This is a genomic window from Alicyclobacillus hesperidum (assembly GCF_900107035.1).
GTDB classification, from domain to species: domain Bacteria; phylum Bacillota; class Bacilli; order Alicyclobacillales; family Alicyclobacillaceae; genus Alicyclobacillus; species Alicyclobacillus hesperidum.
Genome location: NZ_FNOJ01000033.1, coordinates 1 through 7,712 on the forward strand (window position 1 = coordinate 1; position 7,712 = coordinate 7,712).

Genomic DNA, 7,712 nt, shown 5'->3' on the forward strand with positions numbered 1-7,712 from the left:
ATGCGTGCATCGAGTCCTTTCACAGCATCATCAAGCGAGAGCTCGTCTACCTGGAAAAGTTCAAAACGAGAGAGCAGGCCATACAACGAATTTTCGAGTACATCGAGGTGTGGTACAACCGGGAGCGGGTACACTCATCAATCGGCTATCTAACACCGGTTGAATACGAAAGAAGATATTTCCAAGTATCGAGAGCCAAGGCAAGCTGAGCGGGACAAAAGTAATCATATCAGGATATTAAAACTTGGAATTTCTCCGTTCTGGAGTGTCCACTATATTGACTTAATACCATTCGGCTTGTGGGCGCATTGCTCATGGAGATGGACGAGAAGTGGCAGACCGGGCACAAGTACTTAGACATGGCGGAGTATCTGACGTGGAGAGATGAACAGCTCGAGCTCCAAAAGACTGTGACGAAGGTCCATCAAATCCGTTGACATAATTCACGAACTGAAGAGGGACGAATTTACACACAAAAAAGGACTTGATCAAGATTTGGTGGATATCCTTAGATATAGAGAGGGTTGCATTATGCCAGATCAACTGGATTCCTTTTGGCATATGAAAGAAACAACTACTCCCGAGGAATTGGTTGGCTATTATTTGGACCGTGAAGAAATTGCTGCTTGCTCCGCCGCCGAATACATGACGTTCTGCCAGGAAGTCTCACAGCTTTTTTCCGGTGTTGAGGCCGTACGGATAATGGGCAGTGGGAACTGGGGATTCAGCTTAAATCCGGATAAAAATCTGAAAGAGTTTGATCAGTGGTCGGACATCGATACAGTGATAATTTCACCCGTTGAGTTCAATGATACTTGGAGTGAACTTCGAAAGTTTCATCGATCCAAATGGTATGTTTTGAATAAGCGACAACGTGATGAACTTAATAGGAACGGACAAAACATCTATGCCGGGTTTGTATCGCCTCTATGGATTCCCCAAAAGGGAAATAGATGTAGATACAGATTTATTCAGATCCTGCAAAGTTTGCGTTCGGACGTTTTGGGATCCCGTAAAGTTAATGCTCTTTTTTTCAAGAGTCGAGAGGAAGTCATTGATTACTACAAACGTGGCGTTGTAAAACTAAGGGGAGGGAAAACGAATGGATTATGAGGTCAGTCTTCAAACCATTGCTTGGTTCAATGACTTGCGTCGAACAGGAAAACTTGAAATATCCCCCAAATTTCAACGGAGAGCAGTGTGGCTTGATAAGGAACGTTCAGAATTGATAGCCACGATCTGTGACAAGCTCCCGTTTCCAGAAGTGTACATACAGGTGGTCACGAACCAAGAGACAGGGGAGCAGCAATACATTGTAGTAGATGGGCAGCAAAGGATAACAAGCATTCTAAGATTTATTGATGGTGAGGTTTCCTTACCTACAGACAGTGAGTGGCAGGGGGAAGATTTTAAGGAACTGTCGCCAGATTCGAAGCGCAACTTTTGGGATTATAAAGTTGTCGTTCGTATGTTGCGTAATACCAACGATGCTGAGATACGTGAACTGTTTCAAAGATTGAATACAAACAACATCGTTCTTAACGACCAGGAACTGAGGAACGCTCGATACTCAGGGCGGTTCAAACAAGCATGCGAAGATTTGGCGGACGATCCGTTTTTTCAAAACATCGGACTATTTACCCCAAAAGAAGTACGAAGAATGGAAGATATCGAGTTTGTCAGCGAATTGTTGGTCTTGGTAATGGGTGGAGTGCAAAACAAGAAAGATTTCCTGGAAGACTATTACGCCGCAAACAATGAAGAATTTCCAGACGAGGCGAGGTACTTGCTCGAGTTTAGGACATCGATAAACTTGCTCCAGCAAATTACCACGGAAGAGAACCAAAGTCTCTTCAAAACCAAGAGCAACTTTTATTCACTGTTCGGTGGATGCGTGCGTTATTACAGGACGTACAAGCGCACTACGTTCAGAAATCCGTCCGAAATTGCTGCTCAGCTTACGGATCTATTGCAAAAGGCCCGTAACTTCAGGACTCAAGAAATATCTGATGGAACGATAAGTGATTACTACGAGGCCGTATCTCGAGCAGCATCAGATAAACAGCGGCGAGCACGACGAGAAGACATCATATACAACATAATCCAGGAAGTGGAAGGATCGATCGGATAAGCTTAGATTGGCTGAATGACTTGGGGGCGTGCTGGGTCCGCATAACACTTTGTCACGAAATTTGTTGAAAGCACAAGAGCTCGCCATAGCGAGCTCAAGTTGCCTCCTTTGTGCAATGTGATCTGTAACCCCACCTAAATAATATCTTCAGCACTCCAGGCTAAACTTGAGGATTAAATCGGTTTGGGGAGGGTCGCCTCCACCATTAAAAAACCTGTCTCCTATTGGAGATGGGTTTTTGCCTGTTGTAGAGCCGTAAGCGTCAATTCCCCCCACATGGCGTTCGCCCTCCCGCTGCTTGAAGTAAACGTAAACTGAGACCCACGTGGCTTTCATCCTCTCGTCGCTTGAAAATGTCATCAACAAGCATCGGAAGGTTTCTTGTATGCGAGAGCACTTGTCTCACCAGGAGCGTCGTGAACTTTGGCGTGAACGTATCGCTGCCTTCTACGACAGCGGGCTGTCCGCCAGTCAGTTTTGCGCTGAGCACGGTCTGAAACCCTATCAGTTGTGGTACTGGCTTCGCCGACTAGGAAACGAAATCGCTTGGCACGCATGACACGACGTTCGTATCGGTCGTGACGACCTCATCACCTTCGGATGTAGTAAGCTGTTCGCCCCTGACCCTGCGCGTGGGTGCGGTCGAAATTGACGTCCGTCCCGGCTATGACGCCTCGACACTTGCTGAGCTCATACGGCTCGTGATGCATGTTTGCTAGACTGGATTTCGGATCACCGCGTGTATCTCGCCTGCGGCGCCACAGACATGCGCAAATCCATTGACGGACTCGCCGCACTCGTTCAGGCATCGTTTCAACTCGATCCGTTTTCGCCATGCCTGTTTGTCTTCTGTAACCGGCAGCGAGACAAGCTCTAAACCCTGCACTGGTCGCACAACGGCTTTTGGCTGTACTATCGGCGCTTAGAGCGCGGTCGATTCGATTGGCCAGAGACAGGCGATGCCAAGACCATGGTGATCACACGGCGAGATCTGAACTGGCTCCTGGACGGCCTTCCACTCGAGCAGCCGAAAGCGCATCGATCCGTTCACGCGCGCTCCGCCACTTGAGGGCACAAAAGAGGAATCCGATCCGCGGTGTTGAATGCGTAAGGCATATCCAACATGAACGGAACCTCTCTCGCCAAACCCCAGCGAATTGGGCTGTTTGCCAACACGCCGCGAGGGGCGCGGGCGAGTGCGACGGTGTTTAGACTCGTGGAGACGGCGGTGGTGGAGTTGACGCTTATGGAGTATTAATAAGGGCCGTGTTTTCGACTAATGTTAACTTGGGAAGATCCAAGTGATATTCTTATTGTGGGAACGGAATTCAACTTAAGGTTCATTAATTTATTACTGCATAGAAGTGTATGTCCGCCGGTATGGAATTTTGTCGCAAACGGGCAGTTTAACACAACACGACATGCGAATTTTATGCGAATTTCGTGAAGGATGGCATTCCAGTTGGAGGGATTCATATGAAATTTTATTCGCCTCAGATTAACCTATATGTTGAGTGTTTGGAGGTATCCAGAGAGTTCTATGAAAAGCTTGGATTCGAAGTTAACTTTACTGCAGAAATTGCGGGGCAGGCAGTCCATCACGAACTGATACTTGATGGCTGGAACTTGGGTATCGCAACGAAAGAATCTGCTCGCGAAGTCCATGGTTTAAGCCCAGGTAAAAATTCCGGTTGTGAAATTGTATTTTGGACCGATGATACTGATGCAGCGGTTCAATATTTAGTAGAGCATGGTGCAACGATGTTATCAGAGCCCCATGATTTTCTTGACGATGAATTAAGAGTTGGTTGGGTACAAGATCCAGATGGGAATCCCATTCAAATCGTCTCCAGAACTAAGAATAAGCGTTGACCAAACGGGAACATCCCTGACAGCCGCTACCTTTTAGGTTTGGATGTCCATGCAAAGGACAGCACACACGTCGTCTGGTGCTAGGCTGAAATAGTGGACACCACGAATCGAGAACGTAAGGATACTGGGATTCATGCTGAGCTACATAACACTGAGATACGATAAAAATTCAAGCTTCATGCAGTTCAATTGGCTTTGGTGAGAGGGAAGCCGGTGAGCCGGGTAGCTCGGGAACTGGGCATATCGCAAACGACGTTGTATGGCTGGGTGGCGAGTATAAGGAGGATCCTGCTACCCTGTTCGTTTGGTAGCGAAAACCTCAAGCCTGAGACGAAGGCCTTGCGGAACCTGAACTGCGAGAGACGAATGAAATCTTAAGAAACGAGAGAACAGTCCACACAGCGAATTTTCGAGTACATCAAGGTGTGGTACAACCGCAGCCTGTACACTCATCAGTTGGCTATCTAGTTCCAGTCGAATACGAAAGAGGATATTTCGAAGTAACAAAGGCCAAGGCAAGCTGAGCGGGACAAAAGTAATTCGATCCGAATGTTAAAACTTGGCGGATGGTCATCCGTGATCTGGATGGGGTCGCCTGGGATTCATCATCGTTCAGAATCGAAATTTCGCCCCAACGAGGACTGTTGTGCATTATGACAGGATCGGATCATGCTGTGGCGAAGCTGTAAGGCAGCACATAAATTGAGGTGCCCCGACATGAAAACTCGTGATGTAATGAAGCAATTCATCCTTCACTCCGAACACCGAATCCGGCGATTTACCTTGGACTATTTCGAAGAAGCTCAATCAGACGATGAAGAGTTCCTGCCCATTGTTTTGAAGGCGTGCGAAATGGGAGATCAAACGGATGCCCGTGGGGAGTTCCTGTACGGCGCACGTGAATTTGTCGTGTCGCCAACAATGGCTTCCGAATTATTCCGCCGGATAAAAGACGAGCCCGCACTCCAACAGGACTATGCGAAAATCATCCTTTCAGCGCACCCTCATGTCTTAATGGGAGTCAATGATGGTTTGTTGAGCCTCCCTGCAACGCTACGTCAAAAGATTGAGCGGCGTATCAATCTCGTCCGCTTGGCAACCCCGGCTCTCCTTGAAGAATGGCGGAGGTTTGCCGAAGAAATTCGGGGCGAAGAATACTCGGTGGTCGATTTTTCGTTTGTCATCGCAATGGCACGGGAAATCGCACGCAGAAGTGATTTGCCAAAACTCGAGTTGAGTGAAACTATTCGGAAGTATCAGGATGGCGATCCCGATGATTGGTACGACGACTACGAAGGAGCAATGGCGTGTGTCCTTGCGGGTTATCTGAAGGACGAATCGGCGGTTCCTGCTTTACTCGACGCCCTGGATTCAGATATCGACCTCTTGCAGGAACGTGCCATGTACGCCTTAGTGAGAATTGGTACTCAATCCGTCGTTGATGCTGTTGAGAAGCGATTCGGTGAGTCTGAGTGGGATTTCCACAACTACGCTACGGGTGTACTTGCTGGAATCAAAACACCGTACTCGGAAGCGGCGACCTTGCGGCTGTTTCAGAAGGCCACAGACATCGAAGAGCAAGTAATGCTTGCCGATACACTTTGCAGGCTGACTTCCGCCGTAGATATTCCGACCATGAAGGAGCTATTTGAGCAAACAAATTATAACCTGGACTTGCTGGAAGTTTTGTATGCAAATTGCGTCATCAATGGAATCGATAATCGGGAAGTCCAACAATGGAAGGAAACTCTCGATGAAATCGACGAAGCGTTTGAAAGACGGCTGCGGTTTGAGAGGGCTGTGGAAAATCGATCCAAGAAGAAGGTCGGTCGGAATGAACCGTGCCCTTGCGGAAGTGGGAGGAAGTACAAAAAGTGTTGTGGTGCATGACTGGTAGCTCTTGAAAACGGTGAAGAATTTGAGGGGGAGCAATAGAAAACTTTCCCGGTTCGCTGTTAGAGACGACTCGCCATGAACCAACACGCACCGCCCCAGCACTCGATTGACGGTATTGAATTGTCCTTCACCCGAGAGTTTCGCTGAACCCCAAGCTCGCAGCGAGTCAATGATGAAGCAATTCCAACTCTGATGGTACAATCGTGGCAAAGGACAAGGACGGTGGATGGTATGCAGTGGTCAGAGGTTCGGAAGCTCTTCCCGGATCAGTATGTATTCGTGGAAGATTTGAAGTCGAAAATCGAAGGGGGGAAACTATACGTCGAGGAAGTAGCGCTGATCCGTCCGTTGCTAGATTCAAGGGAAACGCTTGAGGCGCTGAAAGAGTCCAAAGACAATCGCTTTATCTATCATACGTCAAACGAGAAAGTTGTCATGGACGTTGTAATGAAGCCGATGGTCCGAGCGGTGCGCTCATGAAGATCGAAATTGTTGGCGGTATTTTGATGACCTCCATGACGATCACGCATAAGGGAACCACCAAGACTTTAGACAACATGATTATTGATACGGGGTCGGCACACACCTGGATTAACCTTGATGCTGTTGAGGATGATGTGGATGTTGCACCCGAGGATGGGGATCAAATTGTCACGGCCTTTGGTATTGGTGGTCGGGACATTGCCATTCGTAAGCGCATCGACAGGGTGGACTTCGGAACCTTTCGTGCGAGTGATTTCCAGGTGGATTTTGGTCGGCTTGATTACGGAATCAGTGGGTTGATCGGACTGGATTTGCTCATGGCGGGGAATTTTGTTCTTGACCTTGCAAGGCTTACTCTCTATCAGACCGAAGCCACTACGGAGTGAACATTCGCTACAAGTCGTCTGTTCCAACAGGAACTTGCGTAATTTGCAACGAACCGATCCTTACAGGGTCAGGTGTTGGACGGATCTTCTTGGTATCTCACGATACTGGAGAACGGGAACCTGGCCTGTTGTGTCACACCCATTGTTATCACTCGCTCAACAATACTCGGCATATAACCGCCAGTTGAACGATTGATTCATTGTGAACCGTTTGTTTGAACGTTAGCTTCATAATACCATCCGTTCGATGACCCGAATACTGGCCTAAATACAATTGCTCGAGTGAAGTTGGTTCCTTTAAGTTCGAATATCGTGAATACACCTGAAACCTTTCCGTGATATGAAACTGTACCAAGTTTTTTGCCCACGTTATATGAACTGGTTGTTCCCACAATCTTGTACATATGATTTTTCCAACCAAGGATTGTCCCGGATGGCAAAGTTGCATAAGATTGAGTGGTTCCGCAACCTGACAAACCCAAAACAACAACGAGAAGACCGAAAATTTTCTTCATGGTCGTCACCCCTTTCTATAAGAATTAGACGTCAGTGTTGAAGCAATGTTACATGTTTGTAGTTGGTCACGATAGAATCGACATGAGTGGGCACGAGATTCCGTCAGGGAGGCGATAAAAAAGATCCGCACAATCTCTGTCGAATGTTGTAAGTGCGACCAAACAACATATCGGCGAGGAGCGCGGACCTTTGCGAGAGACTCTCAAAGCCATGATACAGGTTCAGACGTTAAAAGACGAGGGCTTAACCAACGTCGCTATTGGCCAAAGGCTGCGTATTCACCGGGAGACAGTTGCTGCGTACCTGACGAAGATGCAACAAGCACGGGACGAGGGACGCCCGATTGACGATGTCGTCACCAGGCGTTCACGCAGGAGCATGATGGAACCCTTTCTCAACCATATCCGCGAACGGCTCAGTGATTACCC

At 47.9% G+C, this 7,712-nt stretch carries 12 protein-coding genes and 3 pseudogenes; 13 read left to right on the forward strand and 2 right to left on the reverse strand.

Annotated features, from left to right (window positions below):
- The 6 genes and pseudogenes from BLU70_RS13815 to tnpB all read left to right on the forward strand — a co-directional run.
- The coding region (locus BLU70_RS13815) for an IS3 family transposase (RefSeq protein ID WP_143027555.1) at nucleotides 1-209 on the forward strand (209 nt) is incomplete at its 5' end.
- 75 nt (nucleotides 210-284) lie between these two features.
- Nucleotides 285-437, forward strand: a pseudogene (locus tag BLU70_RS14810) (IS256 family transposase); the annotation flags it as partial.
- 94 nt (nucleotides 438-531) lie between these two features.
- Complete coding sequence (locus BLU70_RS13820; RefSeq protein WP_074693919.1) at nucleotides 532-1,113, forward strand: hypothetical protein; 582 nt, start codon at nucleotides 532-534, stop codon at nucleotides 1,111-1,113.
- The gene (locus tag BLU70_RS13825; protein WP_074693921.1) at nucleotides 1,103-2,131 is read left to right on the forward strand and encodes a DUF262 domain-containing protein; all 1,029 of its coding nucleotides are present in this window, start codon (nucleotides 1,103-1,105) and stop codon (nucleotides 2,129-2,131) included. Before BLU70_RS13820 ends, BLU70_RS13825 begins: the two co-directional genes overlap by 11 nt.
- A gap of 385 nt (nucleotides 2,132-2,516) precedes the next feature.
- Nucleotides 2,517-2,690, forward strand: a complete 174-nt coding sequence (tnpA, locus tag BLU70_RS14815; protein ID WP_237716518.1) for an IS66 family insertion sequence element accessory protein TnpA — start codon at nucleotides 2,517-2,519, stop codon at nucleotides 2,688-2,690.
- Between the two features lie 180 nt (nucleotides 2,691-2,870).
- Nucleotides 2,871-3,104 (forward strand): annotated as a pseudogene (gene tnpB, locus BLU70_RS14820) (IS66 family insertion sequence element accessory protein TnpB); the annotation flags it as partial.
- Here the strand turns inward: tnpB and BLU70_RS14825 are convergent.
- On the reverse strand, nucleotides 3,054-3,182 hold the full coding sequence (locus BLU70_RS14825) for a hypothetical protein (RefSeq protein ID WP_006448135.1): 129 nt from the start codon (nucleotides 3,180-3,182) through the stop codon (nucleotides 3,054-3,056). The pseudogene tnpB and the gene BLU70_RS14825 sit on opposite strands and share 51 nt — an antisense overlap.
- A gap of 72 nt (nucleotides 3,183-3,254) precedes the next feature.
- Here BLU70_RS14825 and BLU70_RS14905 point away from each other — a divergent pair, with 72 nt between their 5' ends.
- From BLU70_RS14905 to BLU70_RS13870, 6 genes and pseudogenes are all read left to right on the forward strand, one after another.
- Nucleotides 3,255-3,389 carry a hypothetical protein gene (locus BLU70_RS14905; RefSeq protein WP_006448134.1) on the forward strand — a complete coding sequence of 45 codons (135 nt, stop codon included), beginning with the start codon at nucleotides 3,255-3,257 and terminating at the stop codon, nucleotides 3,387-3,389.
- A 218-nt stretch (nucleotides 3,390-3,607) separates the two neighbouring features.
- Complete coding sequence (locus BLU70_RS13850) at nucleotides 3,608-4,003, forward strand: VOC family protein (RefSeq protein ID WP_040289961.1); 396 nt, start codon at nucleotides 3,608-3,610, stop codon at nucleotides 4,001-4,003.
- Between the two features lie 180 nt (nucleotides 4,004-4,183).
- Nucleotides 4,184-4,381, forward strand: a pseudogene (locus BLU70_RS15030) (transposase); the annotation flags it as partial.
- A 339-nt stretch (nucleotides 4,382-4,720) separates the two neighbouring features.
- On the forward strand, nucleotides 4,721-5,893 hold the full coding sequence (locus BLU70_RS14830; RefSeq protein WP_074693927.1) for an SEC-C metal-binding domain-containing protein: 1,173 nt from the start codon (nucleotides 4,721-4,723) through the stop codon (nucleotides 5,891-5,893).
- A gap of 237 nt (nucleotides 5,894-6,130) precedes the next feature.
- The gene (locus BLU70_RS13865; protein ID WP_040289962.1) at nucleotides 6,131-6,379 is read left to right on the forward strand and encodes a hypothetical protein; all 249 of its coding nucleotides are present in this window, start codon (nucleotides 6,131-6,133) and stop codon (nucleotides 6,377-6,379) included.
- Nucleotides 6,376-6,768 (forward strand): retropepsin-like aspartic protease, encoded by a 393-nt coding sequence (locus BLU70_RS13870; protein ID WP_006447481.1) that lies wholly within the window; start codon nucleotides 6,376-6,378, stop codon nucleotides 6,766-6,768. Before BLU70_RS13865 ends, BLU70_RS13870 begins: the two co-directional genes overlap by 4 nt.
- Nucleotides 6,769-6,965: 197 nt before the next feature.
- Here the strand turns inward: BLU70_RS13870 and BLU70_RS14485 are convergent, their stop codons facing one another.
- Nucleotides 6,966-7,283 (reverse strand): hypothetical protein, encoded by a 318-nt coding sequence (locus tag BLU70_RS14485; RefSeq protein ID WP_143027557.1) that lies wholly within the window; start codon nucleotides 7,281-7,283, stop codon nucleotides 6,966-6,968.
- Between the two features lie 190 nt (nucleotides 7,284-7,473).
- Here BLU70_RS14485 and BLU70_RS13875 point away from each other — a divergent pair.
- The coding region (locus BLU70_RS13875) for a hypothetical protein (RefSeq protein ID WP_074693929.1) at nucleotides 7,474-7,712 on the forward strand (239 nt) is incomplete at its 3' end.